Source organism: Aeromicrobium sp. JJY06, from assembly GCF_044069275.1.
GTDB classification, from domain to species: domain Bacteria; phylum Actinomycetota; class Actinomycetes; order Propionibacteriales; family Nocardioidaceae; genus Aeromicrobium; species Aeromicrobium tamlense.
Map to the genome: position 1 here is coordinate 163,054 of NZ_JBIMRD010000002.1, position 14,231 is coordinate 177,284.

The 14,231-nt window shown below is 71.8% G+C and carries 12 protein-coding genes; 7 read left to right on the forward strand and 5 right to left on the reverse strand.

Annotated elements, in window-relative coordinates; all coding sequences use genetic code 11:
• The first annotated feature begins 36 nt into the window (after positions 1–36).
• Both ACGWYL_RS12265 and rpsA read left to right on the forward strand, forming a co-directional pair.
• The gene (locus ACGWYL_RS12265; RefSeq protein WP_395487320.1) at positions 37–2,028 is read left to right on the forward strand and encodes a CotH kinase family protein; all 1,992 of its coding nucleotides are present in this window, start codon (positions 37–39) and stop codon (positions 2,026–2,028) included.
• Between the two features lie 122 nt (positions 2,029–2,150).
• Positions 2,151–3,611 (forward strand): 30S ribosomal protein S1, encoded by a 1,461-nt coding sequence (gene rpsA / locus ACGWYL_RS12270; RefSeq protein WP_179424933.1) that lies wholly within the window; start codon positions 2,151–2,153, stop codon positions 3,609–3,611.
• Positions 3,612–3,683: 72 nt separating this feature from the next.
• Here the strand turns inward: rpsA and ACGWYL_RS12275 are convergent, their stop codons facing one another.
• Positions 3,684–3,833 (reverse strand): hypothetical protein, encoded by a 150-nt coding sequence (locus ACGWYL_RS12275; RefSeq protein ID WP_179424932.1) that lies wholly within the window; start codon positions 3,831–3,833, stop codon positions 3,684–3,686.
• A 102-nt stretch (positions 3,834–3,935) separates the two neighbouring features.
• Between ACGWYL_RS12275 and ACGWYL_RS12280 the strand changes: the two genes are divergently transcribed.
• Positions 3,936–4,892 carry a helix-turn-helix domain-containing protein gene (locus tag ACGWYL_RS12280; RefSeq protein WP_179424930.1) on the forward strand — a complete coding sequence of 319 codons (957 nt, stop codon included), beginning with the start codon at positions 3,936–3,938 and terminating at the stop codon, positions 4,890–4,892.
• 6 nt (positions 4,893–4,898) lie between these two features.
• Here ACGWYL_RS12280 and ACGWYL_RS12285 read toward each other — a convergent pair whose 3' ends face one another.
• Positions 4,899–6,227 carry a class I adenylate-forming enzyme family protein gene (locus tag ACGWYL_RS12285; RefSeq protein ID WP_395487321.1) on the reverse strand — a complete coding sequence of 443 codons (1,329 nt, stop codon included), beginning with the start codon at positions 6,225–6,227 and terminating at the stop codon, positions 4,899–4,901.
• Between the two features lie 100 nt (positions 6,228–6,327).
• On the opposite strand from ACGWYL_RS12285, the gene ACGWYL_RS12290 reads away from it, so the two are divergent.
• The gene (locus ACGWYL_RS12290; RefSeq protein ID WP_179424926.1) at positions 6,328–7,221 is read left to right on the forward strand and encodes an SH3 domain-containing protein; all 894 of its coding nucleotides are present in this window, start codon (positions 6,328–6,330) and stop codon (positions 7,219–7,221) included.
• Positions 7,222–7,231: 10 nt separating this feature from the next.
• On the forward strand, positions 7,232–7,834 hold the full coding sequence (coaE, locus tag ACGWYL_RS12295; RefSeq protein WP_395487322.1) for a dephospho-CoA kinase: 603 nt from the start codon (positions 7,232–7,234) through the stop codon (positions 7,832–7,834).
• A 41-nt stretch (positions 7,835–7,875) separates the two neighbouring features.
• Here the strand turns inward: coaE and ACGWYL_RS12300 are convergent, their stop codons facing one another.
• The 3 genes from ACGWYL_RS12300 to ACGWYL_RS12310 form a co-directional block, all read right to left on the reverse strand.
• Complete coding sequence (locus tag ACGWYL_RS12300; RefSeq protein ID WP_395487672.1) at positions 7,876–8,772, reverse strand: RNA polymerase sigma factor RpoD/SigA; 897 nt, start codon at positions 8,770–8,772, stop codon at positions 7,876–7,878.
• 102 nt (positions 8,773–8,874) lie between these two features.
• A complete protein-coding gene (locus ACGWYL_RS12305) occupies positions 8,875–11,007 on the reverse strand; it encodes a S9 family peptidase (RefSeq protein ID WP_179424924.1) in 2,133 nt (710 codons plus the stop codon).
• Positions 11,004–12,344, reverse strand: a complete 1,341-nt coding sequence (locus ACGWYL_RS12310; RefSeq protein ID WP_179424923.1) for a DNA polymerase IV — start codon at positions 12,342–12,344, stop codon at positions 11,004–11,006. The genes ACGWYL_RS12305 and ACGWYL_RS12310 overlap by 4 nt, the downstream gene beginning before the upstream one ends.
• Before the next feature lie 99 nt (positions 12,345–12,443).
• Between ACGWYL_RS12310 and ACGWYL_RS12315 the strand changes: the two genes are divergently transcribed.
• Both ACGWYL_RS12315 and ACGWYL_RS12320 read left to right on the forward strand, forming a co-directional pair.
• A complete protein-coding gene (locus tag ACGWYL_RS12315) occupies positions 12,444–13,931 on the forward strand; it encodes an APC family permease (RefSeq protein WP_395487323.1) in 1,488 nt (495 codons plus the stop codon).
• Positions 13,928–14,230: a helix-turn-helix domain-containing protein gene (locus tag ACGWYL_RS12320; protein ID WP_179424920.1), complete on the forward strand. Its 303-nt coding sequence runs from the start codon at positions 13,928–13,930 to the stop codon at positions 14,228–14,230. Before ACGWYL_RS12315 ends, ACGWYL_RS12320 begins: the two co-directional genes overlap by 4 nt.
• Position 14,231: the final 1 nt, after the last annotated feature.

Below are 14,231 nucleotides of genomic sequence, written 5' to 3' on the forward strand. Positions count from 1 at the left end.
CTCGTGAGGTGGGCCCTGCGTGCTCTCGCCTGTGGCGTGAGTGGTCTCGTGATGGTGACGGGACTCGTCGTGGCGACCCCGGCCGAGGCCGCACCCCGGGCGACGGTCAAGGTCTCGCGCACGTCGGTGATGCCGGGCGAGCGCTTCTCCGTGGTGGTGGCGTCGGGGACCCGGGTGCGGCGCCCCGTCGTCCTGAAGTACCGCGCCGGCTCCTCGTGGCGCAGCTTGCGCGCGACAACCGATGCGAGGGGCGTCCTGCGGACGACCACCTCCACCACGCGCGCCCGGGTCGACTACCGCGCCGTCCTCCCGGCGACGACCGTGCGCGGGAAGCGCCACCGCGCGCTCTCCACGAGGACGGTGACGGTCCGCACGGTGCGTCCCGCAGCGGACACGACCGTGCGGGTCACCGGGGGACAGGTCCGCGTCGCCGCGCGTGTCACGCCCGCGCGCACCGGGCGCAAGGTCAGCCTGCAACGCCGTGACGGCTCGACCTGGCGCACCGTCGTCGCAGGGCGTCCCGGCAACGCCGCCGGACGGGTGGACTTCGGCGTCGTGGGCACCCAGCGCGACCTGACGGGACGCGCGTTCCGGGTGGTCGCCGGACGCTGGAAGGGCGCGCCCCAGGTTTCGGGCGCCGCGCAGGTCGTGCCGGCCCCGCCTACCTCGTCGCCGGACCCGACCCCGGACGAGCCGCTGGAGCAGCCGACCACCGAGCCCACGACCGAGCCCACCCCCACGATCCCGCCGCGCGTGACGTCGCTGGCCGTCGAGGTCCCCGGGCCGCGTGGCCCCGACGCCTGCACGCAGATCATCACCACGAAGACCGACTACGTGAAGGGGCGGCTGACGTTCCACGACCGGCGCGACGGCCGATTCACGACGGTGGCGGCCGGACTGCGCGTGCGGGGCAACTCCACCGCGTCGATCGAGCGCAAGCGACCGTACAAGGTCAAGCTCGACGCGAAGGCCTCGCTGCTCGGCCTGCCGCAGAGTCGGGACTGGGTGCTGCTGGCCAACCACTTCGACCGCTCGCTGCTGCGCAACGACGTCGCGATGCGCGCGGCGCGGATGCTCGCCGTCCCGTGGGCGCCCCACCTCGAGTCGGTCGAGCTGCGCATCAACGGCGCCCCCTGCGGCGTCTACCAGTTCGGCGAGGGCATCGAGACGCAGGACGGGCGCGTCGAGCTCGGCGACGGCGACACCCTGCTCGAGGCCGACACGAACGACGACGACGATCCCGAGTTCCGCACGGACCGCGGGCTGCGCGTCTTCCTCAAGGACGGCGACACGAACCATCCGGCCCGCGTGCGGCAGGCGTTCCAGGAGGTCGAGGACCTCCTCTACGACGAGTCCTTCCCCGAGAACGGCTACCGCGAGCGCATCGACGTGGACTCGTTCGTCTCCCTGTACCTCGTCAACGAGCTGACCAAGAACCTCGACGCGGGCTTCCGCAACAGCGTGTACCTCGTGATGCGGGCCGACGGCACGCTCGCGATGGGCCCGCCGTGGGACTACGACGTCTCGCAGGGGCTGTACGAGCTCGGCTACGCCGGCGACTCCCACCTGCCCTCGGGCTGGTGGATCGGCCGGCACTTCCACCCGCAGTTCCCCGACGACGGCTGGCGCCAGGCGCTGCTGCCGTCGCAGCTGTGGGCCGAGCCGGGTGGTCACTACTACAACCGCCTGCTGACCGATCCCTGGTTCGTCGAGCAGGTCCGCGCCCGCTGGCGCGAGGCCGCGCCGCAGCTGGCGACTCTCGCCACGCACGTCGACGAGGAGTCCGCCCGACTGCTCGAGAGCGCGACGGCCAACTTCACCCCGGTCGCCGACGGCGGGGCCGGTCAGCTGGTCTGGGCCGCGCCGGAGGAGATCGGCACGTGGACCACCGTCCTGCGCTTCGCGAGCGACCCGGACTCCGGCGTGGAGCCGGGGGAGGGCTGGCTGCGCGAGACCGCCCGGCTGCGGGACTGGATCGCCGGTCGCACCGCCTGGATGGACGAGCAGCTCGCCGGTTCCGACGGCTGAGCCGCCGGTTTTACGCGGCACCCGTGCGTGACGTAGACTGACAGTTGCGCTGGCTCCGGCATGCCCGGAATCCGGTGCACATCCTGTCCACACTCAATTCCATCCACTCGGAGCCCAACTACATGACTTCCGGCCTCGCAACTCCTTCTGCGGCCCCGCAGGTTGCGGTCAACGACATCGGCAGCGAAGAGGACTTCCTCGCCGCGATCGACCAGACCATCAAGTACTTCAACGACGGCGACATCGTCGACGGCACCATCGTCAAGGTGGACCGCGACGAGGTCCTGCTCGACATCGGCTACAAGACCGAGGGCGTCATTCCCTCGCGTGAGCTGTCCATCAAGCACGACGTCGATCCGAACGAGGTCGTCCAGGTGGGCGACTCGGTCGAGGCCCTCGTCCTCCAGAAGGAGGACAAGGAAGGCCGTCTGATCCTGAGCAAGAAGCGCGCCCAGTACGAGCGCGCCTGGGGCGACATCGAGAAGATCAAGGAAGAGGACGGCGTCGTCGAGGGCACCGTCATCGAGGTCGTCAAGGGCGGCCTGATCATGGACATCGGCCTGCGTGGCTTCCTGCCCGCGTCGCTCGTCGAGATGCGTCGCGTCCGCGACCTCGACCCGTACATCGGCCAGAAGCTCGAGGCGAAGATCATCGAGCTCGACAAGAACCGCAACAACGTGGTCCTGTCGCGCCGTGCGTGGCTCGAGCAGACGCAGTCGGCCGTGCGCCAGAACTTCCTCAACGAGCTCAAGAAGGGCCAGGTCCGCAAGGGCGTCATCAGCTCGATCGTCAACTTCGGCGCCTTCGTCGATCTCGGCGGCGTCGACGGCCTGGTGCACGTCTCCGAGCTGTCCTGGAAGCACATCGACCACCCGAACGAGGTCGTTCAGGTCGGCGACGAGGTCACCGTCGAGGTGCTCGAGGTCGACCTGGAGCGCGAGCGCGTGTCGCTGTCGCTCAAGGCGACCCAGGAGGATCCGTGGCAGCACTTCGCCCGGACCCACCAGATCGGTCAGATCGTCCCGGGCAAGGTCACCAAGCTCGTCCCGTTCGGTGCGTTCGTGCGCGTCGAGGAGGGCATCGAGGGCCTGGTGCACATCTCCGAGCTCGCCGAGCGTCACGTCGAGATCCCCGAGCAGGTCGTCCAGATCGGCGACCAGGTCATGGTCAAGATCATCGACATCGACCTCGAGCGTCGTCGCATCTCGCTGTCGCTGAAGCAGGCCAACGAGACCGAGGTCGCCGCCGAGGCCGACAGCTTCGACCCGACCCTCTACGGCATGGCGTCGTCCTACGACGAGCAGGGCAACTACATCTACCCCGACGGCTTCGATCCGGAGACCGGCGAGTGGCAGGAGGGCTTCGAAGAGGCCCGCGCCACGTGGGAGCGTCAGTACGCCGAGGCGCACGAGCGCTGGGAGGCCCACAAGAAGCAGGTCGCCGAGGCCGAGAAGGCCAACCTCGAGGCCGGCGAGGTGGGCGAGTACACGTCCGCTCCCGCCCAGGAGGAGTCCACCGGTGGCTCGCTGGCGTCCGACGAGGCGCTGCAGGCCCTGCGTGAGAAGCTGACCGGCGGCGAGTGATCTCCCGCTGAGCACGACGAAGGCCCCCGACCAGCTGGTCGGGGGCCTTCGTCGTCCTCGGAGTCGGTGTCATCAGGAGTCATACGACGCACCGAAGGTGTCGCGGGCGTGGCTGCGCGGGCCGGGGCGGACGCCGAGTCCGTCGTGGTTGATGGTCGACCACAGTCCGGCGGCGAGCGCGGCGGCCGTCGTGGTCATCAGCAGGAGCAGGAGGATCATCATGGCTTTAATTCTGCTATCAGTGATATTCTGCCACCAGTGGCAGGAACGCCATGACCCGTCAAGATTCCGCCACATGCGATGGAAACCCGCCAGGAGGTCCCCATGACCAAGATCGCGATGATCGTCCCCGAGCTCGCCGAGCCCTTCGGCATGGGCGTGCTCGCCGAGGTCTGGGCCGAGCCGTACCACCCCGACGACGACAATCCGGTCTTCGAGTTCGTCGCGTGCACCCCGGTGCCAGGGATCGTCACCGGCACCTCGGGATTCGACTACGTCGTGCGACACGACCTGTCGGCTGCCGACGACGCCGATCTCGTGGCGGTGGCGGCCCAGCGTCACTACCGCGACGAGGACCCGCGCATCAGCGAGGTGCTGCGAGCAGCGCACGCGCGCGGGGCGACGATCATGGCCTCGTGCTCGGCCGCGTTCCATCTGGGCCACGCCGGGCTGCTGGACGGCCGTCGCTGCACCACGCACTGGCGCTACGGTCCGGAGCTCGCGGCCACGTTCCCCGAGGCGGTCGTCGACACCGACGTGCTCTACGTCGAGCAGGACGGGATCGTCACCGGCGCGGGCTCGGCCGGCGGCATCGACGCCAACCTGCATCTCATGCGTCAGTGGTACGGCTCCCGCGTCGCGGCCACGGCGGCCCGACGGATCGTGGTGCCGCCGCACCGCGACGGCGGGCAGGCGCAGTTCGTGCGGGCGCCGATGCCCACGATCGAGGCCGAGACGCTCGCTCCCGTGCTCGACTGGGCCCAGCAGCACCTCGCCGAGCCGCTCACCGTGGCCGCACTGGCCCAGCGCGCGCACCTCTCCGAGCGCACCTTCGCCCGCCGGTTCCGCGACGAGACGGGAACGACGCCCTGGCAGTGGCTGCTGGGTCGCCGGGTGGCGATGGCCGAGGAGCTCCTCGAGACCTCCGAGCTCTCGATCGAGCAGATCGCGACCCGCGTGGGCTTCGGCAACGCCGCGACGCTGCGCCACCACTTCGGCGCGATCCGCGGCACCAGCCCCCAGGCGTACCGGCGCTCGTTCACGTGCATCGAGTCGGCCTGAGGCTGCTCAGAGCTCGGTGCGCCTGACCTTGCCGGTGGCGGTCCGGGGGAGCGCCTCGACGCGCTCGTACTCCTTGGGCCGCTTCGGCGGGGCCAGGCGCTCGGTGGCGGCCTCGCGCAGGGCGTCCTCCGAGGCGTCGCCGACGTGCGCTGCCACGACACGCTGGCCCCAGTGCTCGTCGGACCGACCGAAGACCGCGATCTCGACGACGCCGGGGACCTCCACCAGCGCGGCCTCCACCTCGGCGGGGTAGACGTTCACCCCGCCACTGATGATGAGGTCGGTGCGGCGTGAGTCGAGGTACACGTAGCCGTCGTCGTCGACGCGGCCGAGATCGCCCACCGTGAACGCCGGACCGTCGGCGGTGTCGCGCCAGGCGTTCGCCGTGCGCTCCTCGTCGTTCCAGTAGGCGAAGCGTCCCCACGGCGGCACGGCGCACCACAGCTCGTCCTCGTGGTCCACCGTGATCGTGCGGCCGGGCCGGGCGCGCCCTACGGTACCCGGGTGCTCGGCCCACTCCGGTGCCGAGCACGCCGTGAACTGTCCTTCGGTGGAGCCGTAGAACTCCCAGACCACGTCGGTGCCGAAGAGCGCGTGCGCGCCGCGGCGGATCGGGTCGGGGCAGGGCGCGCCGGCGTGCGCCACGAGACGGAACGACGAGACGTCGATCGTGGCGCCGGCCTCCAGATGCGCCAGCAGCCGTTGAAGGTGCGCCGGGACGCAGAACATCGTCGTCGGCCGCAGCCGCGCGACGGCCTCGCAGAAGCCCTCGGGGGTGAACGTGGGCAGCACGGCCACGTCGCCGCCGGCCAGCGCCGTGCCGAGCGCGAACCGCAGGGGAGCGGAGTGGTAGAGCGGCGAGACTACGAGGTTGACGTCCTCGGCCGCAAAGCCCCAGAGGTCCCGCTCCTCCAGGACGGCCTGCTCGGCGTCGGTGACGTCCCAGAAGCCCGACCAGACGCCCTTCGGGCGCCCCGTCGTGCCCGAGGTGAAGTGCATCGGGCGGCAGCGCGGGTCGGGGTCGAGGTCGACGGGCTCGGGCTCGAGCAGCTCGGCGAACCGTACGAGCGAGTCCAGCACGAGGGCGGGGGAGACGTCGTCGAGGATCGGCTCGCGCTCGTGCGGCGTCAGCCGTGGGTCGAGGGGCACGGGGATGCGCCCGGAGGCGACGCAGGCCCACACCGCCGCCAGCAGCTCGACGCTGTTCGGCAGGCTCACCACGACCCGGTCCCCGCCCCGCACGCCGGCCGTCTCGAGTCCCGCCGCGAAGCGGCCCGCCAGGCGGCGCAGGTCGGCCGCGGGCAGCGCCACGGGCTCGCCGGTTTGGTGTGACATCGCTCATTCCTCTCGCGGGGGATCGTCGAAGCCTCTGGGATCTGCGTGCTCAGTATGGTTGACTGGCAGGCGGCCGTTCCCCCGACCCGCATTGGTTTCGATGACCCAGACCCCCAAGCCCGGACACCGGCGCAAGCCCGTCGTCCGCGACCCTTGGTACGTCCGTGCCCGCAAGCACGGAGCCCTGGCGACCGGTGTGGCCTCCCTCGGAGTGGCCGCCGTCGCGGCTCTCGGCACCTCCACGGTGAGCCTGGCCGAGTCTCCCGATGCCGCCGACGCCACCCCCGTCGCCCACGGTGACATCGTCACCGAGGCCCTCAGCGGCTCCGCTCCCGCGCGCGCCAGCCGCAGCAGCGCCGAGCGCCCGCCGCTCCCGTCGGCCGTCGAGGCCGAGGCGATGGTCGAGGGCTCGCTCTACGCGCAGAAGACCGTGCCGGTCCGTGCCGACGCCTCCGACGACTCACCGGTGCTGGCCACCGTGGCGAAGGGCAAGACCCTCCAGGTCACGGGCGAGACCCGCGGCGACTGGACGCAGGTCATCCACAACGACCTCCCGCGCTGGGTCTCCACCGAGCTCGTCGACGAGGAGGAGCCCAAGCTCGGCCCCTCCGAGGGCACGATCTCCACGGCCGCCTGCGCCCGTGGCTCCGCGGTCGAGTCGGGCCTGCAGCCCGACACCGTGCGCGTCTACCGCGCCGTCTGCGCGCGCTTCCCCGAGGTCGCCAGCTACGGCGGCCTGGCCGGCCGTGGCGAGCACGCCACCGGCCACTCGCTCGACATCATGGTCCGTGGCCAGCTCGGCTGGGACATCGCCGCGTTCCTGCAGGCCAACCGCACCCAGCTGGGCGTGGACTACCTGATCTACGAGCAGCGCATCTGGACGGTCCAGCGTGGGGGCGAGGGCTGGCGTGGCATGAGCGACCGTGGTGGCGCCACCGCGAACCACTACGACCACGTCCACGTGACCACCGTCGGCAACGCCGGCACCCTCTGAGCCCCGCGCGATGGCACGTCGGGTCGGCCTGACCGGAGGCATCGCCTCGGGCAAGAGCACGGTCAGCGCGCGTCTGGCCGCGCTGGGCGCCACGATCATCGACTACGACCGGCTGGCCCGCGAGGTCGTCGCGCCGGGCAGCCCCGCGCTCGACCTCATCGCCCAGCGCTTCGGCGCCGGCGTCATCACCCCCGAGGGCACGCTCGACCGGCCCGCGCTCGGCGCGCTGGTCTTCGCCGACCCGGCGGCCCTGAAGGACCTCGAGGCGATCACGCACCCCGCCATCCGCGATCTCGCGGCCGAGCGGGAGCAGCAGGCGGGTCCCGACGGCATCGTCGTGCACGACAACCCGCTCCTGGTGGAGATGGGTGCCTCGGCCGCGTGCGACGTCGTCATCGTCGTGGACGCGCCCGAGGAGCTCCAGGTCGCGCGCATGGTGGGGGACCGCGGCATGAGCGAGGCCGACGCCCGCGCCCGCATCGCCGCGCAGGCGTCCCGCGATCAGCGCAACGCCGCCGCGGACGTCCTCATCGAGAACACCGGCACCCGGGAACAGCTGAGCGCCCGGGTCGACGAGGTCTGGAAGGACCTGGTCGAGCCGGGCGCTCGATGAGCGCGACGCCGCTGCAGTAGCGTCCGCTCGGGAGTGACCGCTTACGCGGCCAGTTCGGGATCGGCGATCTCGCGCAGTCGCGCGATCGCCTGGCGCTCCACCTGACGCACGCGCTCGGCCGAGATGCCGTGGCGCTTGCCGATGTCGGCGAGCTTCTGCTGGCGACCGTCGAGCAGGCCGTAGCGGGCCTTGACGATGTCGGCCTCGCGGGCCTCCAGTCGGTCGACGAGAGCGAGCAGCTGGTCGCGGGCATCGTGGTCGAGCATCGCCAGGTCGGGGCCGGGCGTGCTGTCGCGGGCGATCAGGTCGCCGAGGCTGGTGTCGCCGTCCTCGTCCACGGGGGAGTCGAGGCTGACGTGGTCGCGGCCCCAGGCGAGCAGGTCGATGACGCGCTCGACCTGCATCCCGAGCTCGGCGGCGATCTCGGCGGGCTCGGGGTCGTAGCCCAGCTGGCGCTCGAGGTTGCGACGGGCGCCGGAGACCTGGTTCAGCTCCTCGACGACGTGCACGGGGAGGCGCACGACGCGCGCCTGCTGCGCGACACCACGGGTGATGGCCTGACGGACCCACCACGTGGCGTAGGTCGAGAACTTGAAGCCCTTGGCGTAGTCGAACTTCTCCACGGCGCGGATCAGACCCGTGTTGCCCTCCTGGATGAGGTCGAGCATCGGCATCTGCGCGCGTCCGTACTTGCGCGCGATCGACACGACGAGGCGCAGGTTCGCCTGGACGAACTCCTGCACGGCGCGGTCGCCCTCCTCGGCGATCCACTCCAGCTCCTCGCGCGTGGCGCGCTTGGGCGCGCCGCCCTTCGCACGTCCGATGCGGCCGGTCTCGAGCAAGTGGCGGGCGTACAGCCCGGCCTCGATCGTGCGGCTCAGCTCGACCTCGCGCTCGGCGTCGAGCAGCGGGGTACGCGCGATCTCGGACAGGTACATGCCGACGCTGTCCTTGCCCTCGAATTCACGGTCTTCCACGGTGATCCTCCTGACGGTGGCTTCACCCGGTACAACGAACGCGGCAGCGCTGGTGTTCCGTTCTCAGGAGTTTCTTGGAATGGCGCCGGTCACGCGGGTCGCGGTGTCGATGATCCACGCCAGCTCCCAGGCCCGCTGACGCCAGGCGGCGTAGCGACCGCTGACGCCGCCGTGGCCGGCGGCCATCTCGGTGCGCAGCAGGACCGATCGCTCGGCCCCGGTGACCTCGCGCAGCCGGGCGACCCACTTGGCGGGCTCGACGTAGAGGACGCGGGTGTCGTTGAGCGACGTGCCGGCCAGGATCGCGGGGTACTCGATGTCGGCCACGTTCTCGTAGGGCGCGTAACCCTTCATGTAGGCGTAGACCTCGGGATCGTGCAGCGGGTCGCCCCACTCGTCCCACTCGATGACCGTGAGCGGCAGTGAGGGGTCGAGGATCGTGGTCAACGGGTCGACGAACGGCACGTCGGCGAAGATTCCCGCGAACGCGTCGGGTGCGAGGTTCGCGACGGCGCCCATCAGCAGACCGCCGGCGCTGCCGCCCTCGGCGACCAGCCGGTCGGCGGACGTCCAGCGCTCGTCGGCGAGGTGACGGGCGCAGGCGACGAAGTCGGTGAACGTGTTCTTCTTGGCCAGCTGCTTGCCCTGGTCGTACCAGGCGCGGCCGAGCTCGCCGCCGCCGCGCACGTGGGCGACGGCGTAGACGAAGCCGCGGTCGAGCAGGCTGAGGCGCGAGATCGAGAAGTCGGGGTCGAGGCTGATCTCGTACGAGCCGTAGCCGTAGATCAGGCCCGGGGCACTGCCGTCGCGCGGCGTGCCGCGACGGCACACGATCGACAGCGGGACGAGGGCGCCGTCGTCGGCGCGCACCCAGGCGCGGTGCTGCTCGTAGTCCTGCGGGTCGAAGTCGCCCAGCACGGGCGCGCGGCGGCGCAGGATCCGCTCACCGGTGGCCGGCTCGAGGTCCCAGATGGTGGCGGGCTCGACGTAGGACGTGTAGCCGATCCGCAGGTAGCGCGGGTCCCACTCGGCGTTGCCGGCGAGGCCGCACGTGAACAGCTCGGCGTCGAACTCGAGCTCCTGCGGCGCGCCGATGCCGTCGTCGCCGATGTCCATGAGGGCCAGGCGCGTGGTGGCGTCGCGCCGGTACGAGACGGCGAGGTGGTGGGCGAACGCGTCGGCCGCCTCGAGGCGGACGTCATCGGACCCGGGGATGAGCACGCGCGTGTCGGTGGGGTCCTCCAGCGGCGCCAGGACCAGCTCGAAGTTCACGGCGCCGTCGTTGTGGAGGATCGCGAGCTGGTCGCGGCCGCCGACGACGACGTGCTCGACGGAGTAGTCGACGCCCTCGCGGCGCGGCCACACGACGGAGAACTCGCCCGTGGGGTCGTGCGCGTCGAGCAGACGGACCTCGGTGGTGATCTTGGACCCGACGGCGATCACCAGGAAGCGCTCGGAGCTGGTGCGGCCCAGGCCGACGAAGTAGCGCTCGTCGGGCTCCTCGAACACGAGCACGTCGTCCTCGGTGGAGCCGAGCTCGTGGCGCCACACGCGGTGCGGGCGCCAGGCCTCGTCGACCGTGACGTAGAAGAGGTGGCGGCCGTCGGCCGACCAGGTGGCGCCGGGCGCGGCGCCCTCGACGAGGTCGGGCAGGACCTCGCCGGTGGAGAGTCGCCGGACGCGGATCGTGTAGCGCTCGTCGCCCTGGGTGTCGACCGACCAGGCCAGCAGGTCGCCGTCGTCGGAGATGCTGAACGCGCCGAGGGAGAAGAACTCGTGCCCCTCGGCCTCCTCGTTCGAGTCCAGCAGCACCTCCTCGCCGGGCAGGGTGGCGCCGGGCTCGACGACGGGCGGCTCCCAGTCGTCGGGGCCGGCCAGCGGCACCCGGCAGCGGATGCCGTACTGACGTCCCTCGACCGTGCGGGAGTAGTACCACCAGCGGTCGTGGCGCACCGGGACCGACATGTCCGTCTCGAGCGTGCGGTCCTTGATCTCGGTGAAGACCTGCTCGCGGAGGTCGGCCAGGTGCGCCGTGGTGTCCTCGGCCCACGCGTTCTCGGCCTCGAGGTAGGCGATCGTCTCGGGATCGTCCTTGTCGCGCAGCCAGTCGTAGGCGTCGACGACCGTGTCGCCGTGGTGCGTGCGCTCCACCGGACGGCGGGGGGCGGAGGGGACGGTCGGCCGCTGGTCGGTCATTCCCCGACCGTACCGGCCGGCTGCGACACCGTCCCCGCATGGCCGGGAACCAGATCGGGGTCGTCCGCGCGCAGGGTCCGCACGGGGCCGACGGGGGTGTGCCGGGTCTCGAACCGCACCGTCACCAGGCCCATGCCGCGACCCCACACCCAGCCGTCGCCGTGCTCGACATGGTGGACGTCCATGCCCGGCGACCAGTCGCGGCGCGGCTCGGGGACGGCGGGGACCTCCTCGACCGGCTCGGGCAGCACGGGCTCGTCGTCCGCGGTGTCCTCGGCGAACAGGTCGTCCTGGACCCAGTCGGCCAGCCCGCTGATCCCCACGCCCAGCAGCCGCAGGCCGCCGCCGGTGTCCGTGGCGTCGAGCAGGCGACGGGCGGTCTGGACGATCAGGCGCGTCTGGTCGGTGGGCCCGGGCAGCGTGAGGGAGCGGGTGTGGGTCGTGAAGTCGTGGTAGCGGACCTTGAGCGTCACGGTGCGGCCCGACAGCTGCGCCCGTCGCAGCCGCTCAGCGGTCTTGCGGGCGAGCGAGTCGCAGATGAGCCCGAGCTCGGCCCGGTCGACGATGTCGGTCTCGAAGGTGTCCTCGGTGCTGACGGACTTGTTCTCGCGGTGGGAGCTGACGGCACGGTCGTCCATGCCGCGTGAGAGTCGGTGCAGCGAGGCACCGGACGCTGACCCGAGCAGGTCGACCAGCTCGGCCTCGGAGTGACGCCACACGTCGCCCACGGTCGTGACGCCGATGTGCCGCAGCCGCGCCTCGGTCGCCGGGCCGACGCCCGCGATGACGCCGATCGGCATCGGCTCCAGCAGGCTCCGCTCCGTGCCGGGGGCGACGATGAAGGAGCCGTCCGGCTTCTCGATCTCGCTCGCGATCTTGGCCATGAGCTTCGACGACGCCACGCCGACCGACGCCGTGAGCCCGTCGGTCAGGCGCGTGACGTCGGAGCGCAGCTCGTCCACGAGCTCGGGCAGCCGGTCGGGGTCGAAGTCCTCGCCGGCGGCCAGGTCGACGAAGGCCTCGTCGAGCGAGAGCGGCTCGACGGCGGGGGAGAGGGCGCGCAGCCGGTCCATGACGATCCGCGAGGCCGCGCGGTACGCGTCGAACCGGCCGGACAGGAAGGCCGCGTGGGGACAGCGCGATCGGGCCTCGGCCATGCTCATCGCGGAGCGGACCCCGAACTTCCGTGCCTCGTACGACGCGGTGGAGACCACGCCGCGCTGACCGATCCCGCCGACGATCACGGGCTTGCCGCGCAGGGACGGCTTGTCGCGCTGCTCGACCGAGGCGAAGAAGGCGTCCAGGTCCAGGTGCAGGATCGAGGCCGTCGGACGCATGCGCCCATTGTCACGCCGACGTCACGTCTCGCGGTCGTTCCCCCGCCGACACGGGCGCGTAACGCGCGGGATACGAGAGATTTCTAGCCTGACGGCACCATGAACGGTCTGCCCGGTCCCGCGGCCCTCGAGCGAGCGATCGCCGATCCGCCAGAGGTCCCCGATGTGCGTGAGGCCTCCGACCTCGCGGGACTCGACCGCCGGTCCGTTCGTGCGGAGGACCTGCTGGCGAACTCGGTCGCCGTCATCGCGCCCGCAGCCAGCGCCCTGAGCGTCCCGTTCGTGCTCCTCGCCGTGGTCGGGCCCGGCGCCTGGCTCAGCGCGGTGCTCGGATTCGGGCTGGCGCTGCTGCTGGCCGGGGTGTTCTCGCACTACGCGACCCGCATCGCCGCGCCCGGCTCGATGTACACGTGGGTGACGCGGTCGCTCGGACCCTGCGCAGGGCTGCTCGTGGGAGCGTCGATGCTGCTCGGCTACGCGATCCTGGTGGCGTTCGGCCTGTCGCAGACGATGCGCCGGTCGACGGACGCCGTCGCGTCGGCCGCCCCCTCCGCGCCCGCGCTCGGGGCCGGCTCCCAGTGGTGCATCGGCGCCGCGGTCGTGGTGGTCTGCCTGCTGGTCTCCGTGCGTGGCGTGCGGGTCGCGACCCGCTTGGCGCTGGTGGTGGAGTCGGCGCTGGTCGTGGGTCTGCTGGTCCTCGCCGGGCTCACGTTCGCGCGGGAGGGCGCACCGTCCCTCGCGATCCTGTCGCTCGACGGCGCCGATCCGTGGCGGGTCCTGCTCGGTGCCGTCGCGGTCCTGGGCATCACGGTCGGCTTCGAGTCGTCGGCGGCGCTCGGCGGCGAGGCCGAACGACCCTTCTGGAGCGTCCCGCGCGCGATGACCGGCGCGCTGCTGGTGGCCGCGGCGCTCTACGCCGTCGCGTTCACGGCCGTCGGCACCCTGACCGCCCCCGAGGGGGAGCGCCGTGGCGGTCCCGCGCAGTGGTGGTTCCCGGAGTCGGTGGACGCCCACGTCGCCGACGCCGCGCTGAGCTCGCTGCTGGCGGTCTCGTTCCTGGCGCTGACCCTCTGCGCGTGGAACGCGCTGGCGCGGGTGATCTTCTCGTTCGCCCGCGAGGGCGTCCTGCCTGCCGTGCTGGGTCGCACGCACGACCGGTGGGGGTCGCCCGTCGGGGCGCTGCTGGTGGTCGCGCCGGTCGCGATCGCTCCCGCAACCCTCACGCTGGTCACAGGACGCCAGGTGGGCGTGCTGTCGATGGCGCTGCTCCAACACGCCGTCCTCGTCCTGTTCGTGGCGTATGCACTGGTGGCCCTCGCGCTCCCGGTCTTCCTGCACCGCATCGACGAGCTGACGCCGGGGCCGCTGGTCCTCGCCGGTCTCGCCGCGGCGCTGACGCTGCTGCTGGCAGGACTCGCCATCGTGGAGGACGTGCGCGGGGGCGACCTCGGGGGGCTGACGCTCACGCTCGGCTCGCTCGGCTCGGGCCTGCTCTGGTTCGTCGGGCTGCGGTGGCTCCGGCCCTCCTCGCTGCGGCGGATGGGCATCCACGACGAGACGATCAGCACGGACCTGCTGGGCGCATGAGCGGATCGGGTCAGTCGTCGAAGGTGCCGCCCGCGGCCTTCCGCGGCCGTGAGCCCGGTGCGGTCGACAACGCCTTCGCGATCCTCGAGGAGGTGGCCCGATCGGGAGCCGGGGTCTCCGCGCGGGAGATCGCCGAGAACCTCGGCATGCCGCGCGCGACCGCCTACCGGATCCTCAAGCACCTCGTGCAGCAGGAGTACCTCGTGCGCAGTCCCGACCTGTCGGGCTTCGCGCTCGGTCAGCGGGTGCGGGACCTCGCCCGAGGGACCGACTCCCTCGGGACGACGGTCGATCCCTGAC

Bases quoted from the DNA above. Each gene is read 5' to 3' on its own strand.
- ACGWYL_RS12320 (WP_179424920.1), top strand. From the start codon at position 13,928: ATGAGCGGATCGGGTCAGTCGTCGAAGGTGCCGCCCGCGGCCTTCCGC.
- ACGWYL_RS12300 (WP_395487672.1), bottom strand. From the start codon at position 8,772: ATGTACCTGTCCGAGATCGCGCGTACCCCGCTGCTCGACGCCGAGCGC.
- ACGWYL_RS12280 (WP_179424930.1), top strand. From the start codon at position 3,936: ATGACCAAGATCGCGATGATCGTCCCCGAGCTCGCCGAGCCCTTCGGC.
- ACGWYL_RS12310 (WP_179424923.1), bottom strand. From the start codon at position 12,344: ATGCGTCCGACGGCCTCGATCCTGCACCTGGACCTGGACGCCTTCTTC.
- ACGWYL_RS12305 (WP_179424924.1), bottom strand. From the start codon at position 11,007: ATGACCGACCAGCGGCCGACCGTCCCCTCCGCCCCCCGCCGTCCGGTG.
- rpsA (WP_179424933.1), top strand. From the start codon at position 2,151: ATGACTTCCGGCCTCGCAACTCCTTCTGCGGCCCCGCAGGTTGCGGTC.
- ACGWYL_RS12290 (WP_179424926.1), top strand. From the start codon at position 6,328: ATGACCCAGACCCCCAAGCCCGGACACCGGCGCAAGCCCGTCGTCCGC.
- ACGWYL_RS12285 (WP_395487321.1), bottom strand. From the start codon at position 6,227: ATGTCACACCAAACCGGCGAGCCCGTGGCGCTGCCCGCGGCCGACCTG.
- coaE (WP_395487322.1), top strand. From the start codon at position 7,232: ATGGCACGTCGGGTCGGCCTGACCGGAGGCATCGCCTCGGGCAAGAGC.
- ACGWYL_RS12275 (WP_179424932.1), bottom strand. From the start codon at position 3,833: ATGATGATCCTCCTGCTCCTGCTGATGACCACGACGGCCGCCGCGCTC.
- ACGWYL_RS12315 (WP_395487323.1), top strand. From the start codon at position 12,444: ATGAACGGTCTGCCCGGTCCCGCGGCCCTCGAGCGAGCGATCGCCGAT.